This is a genomic window from Candidatus Burkholderia verschuerenii (assembly GCF_001189365.1).
Taxonomy (GTDB): Bacteria; Pseudomonadota; Gammaproteobacteria; order Burkholderiales; family Burkholderiaceae; genus Caballeronia; species Caballeronia verschuerenii.
The window spans coordinates 1-1,586 of sequence record NZ_LFJJ01000359.1 but is presented as its reverse complement, the minus strand read 5'-3'; the positions used below and the strand labels follow the sequence as shown (position 1 = coordinate 1,586).

Genomic DNA, 1,586 nt, shown 5'->3' with positions numbered 1-1,586 from the left:
CCATCCGCACCTCGTCAAAAAATGCAGGAATCAAACGTTAATATGCCTGCTTCCTGCAATTCGCTCAACATGGTTTGGGCTGTAACGCCTTATCGCGTAAGGCTTTGAGGATTGTTCAGGGCCGACTGGCTAGGCGCTGCAGAAGCCGTAGGCCGCACGATGCTCGGCGACGCGGCGGGCGGCGACAACGAATCGCCAGGACGACTGGCCAAGAGCTTCGGCGATATTGGGGATACTGGTTCGTTGCTTGGCGACGCGCAACCGTTCGAGGACGTACCGGACGCGCTCAGCGACGACGTGTTTGACCTTGCGGCCAGTACGAACAACCCGCGCCAAGCCGCCAAAATGCTTGGCTACGACAAGAATACTTTCAGCGACATGCTTCACCAGTTCAAGCCGCAGAACGGGCTGGGACCTGCTGATAACGTGATCTTCCACGAAGATGGCAGCGTGGAGTTTAATAAGCAAATTCTCGATGGCAACATCCATAACTATGCGCCCTGAAGCAGCGAGCAGCAAAACAGAGCCGCACGCGCTCGCGCACGCGACGCTGATTATTTCCGGTGAATTTGTCGAGCCGGATTTCTGGACTGAGTATTTCGGGGTGACGCCGTTTAGCGTTCGAACGAAAGGAAAACGCTATAGCTATCCATCCGGAAAAATCAGCGCCCGACCGGCCGACAGCGGCTTCTGGGCGTTCGGGAGCAAATCCGCCATTCGAAGCGATCATCTCACGCCGCATCTCGATTACCTGAAGAGCGCACTTGCGCTACCGCGTGACGATCTGCGCACGCTGGCTAAAGCGCAAGGTGCCAAGCTCGCGCTTTGGTGCTACTGGGACAATGAGACAGGTGACCGCTTGCCGGATGTGCCCGACGGTATTCGGAGGATGATGGAAAGGATGGGCGGCACAGTCGAGATAGACGAATACCGGTAGAACAAAGAAATGCGGCGGCACGCCTTAATCGCACGAAGCGAGCAGGCGTCGCGCTGCCTAGGCCGCCCGAGCGGCGACATCGCTAATCGGTTATCGCGAAGCAGCCAAGAAAAGCAAAACGGCCCCGAAGGGCCGTTGATACGGCGCATGCGCCTTTACTTGGAACCGATAAACAGGACGCCAGCATTAGTGGGCGTCTGAAGTAGCGCGCGAATGCCGTTGCCGCTGACCAATCCGATACCGCTAGCCGACGTATTTGGATAAGCGCATCCCGAGCTGGCCGCGAACTGCGCCGTTACATCGTAGACGTTGCCGGTCGCATGCGGCTTGATGGTCCCAGTGAATGTGCAGTTTGTACCGCTGCCCGTGATAACCCCATTAGCGTCTGCGGTTAGCGTGGCGCTATCCGATCCCAAGTTAGTCAAACTCACGCCCCGGAAAGTACCGGTGACGGCCGCTTGTGTAGGAGTCATGTCGTAGGTCGAATCGTAATTTCCAGTGAACGTCGATTTTGCGCCGTTGGAAAGTTGTGTGCGTCAAGTTGTGCAGAAATCGGATGCCGGTGGTTTCAGTTGATCCTTCTGTGCGACGTGCGGCGCGAAGGGCGTAGCCCGCAGCGCCGAACGCCGCGCGGCCGCTATGCAGCAGC

Annotated in this window: 3 protein-coding genes; 2 read left to right on the top strand and 1 reads right to left on the bottom strand. The window is 57.6% G+C overall.

The annotated features are described in order from the left end of the window. The first annotated feature begins 159 nt into the window (after positions 1–159). Both BVER_RS28850 and BVER_RS28845 read left to right on the top strand, forming a co-directional pair. A complete protein-coding gene (locus BVER_RS28850) occupies positions 160–504 on the top strand; it encodes a hypothetical protein (protein WP_157056302.1) in 345 nt (114 codons plus the stop codon). Beyond that, the gene (locus BVER_RS28845) at positions 476–937 is read left to right on the top strand and encodes a DUF4279 domain-containing protein (protein WP_232316915.1); all 462 of its coding nucleotides are present in this window, start codon (positions 476–478) and stop codon (positions 935–937) included. Before BVER_RS28850 ends, BVER_RS28845 begins: the two co-directional genes overlap by 29 nt. 417 nt (positions 938–1,354) lie before the next feature. On the opposite strand, the gene BVER_RS34930 is transcribed toward BVER_RS28845, so the two are convergent. Continuing rightward, the coding region (locus BVER_RS34930; protein WP_232316913.1) for a hypothetical protein at positions 1,355–1,586 on the bottom strand (232 nt) is incomplete at its 5' end.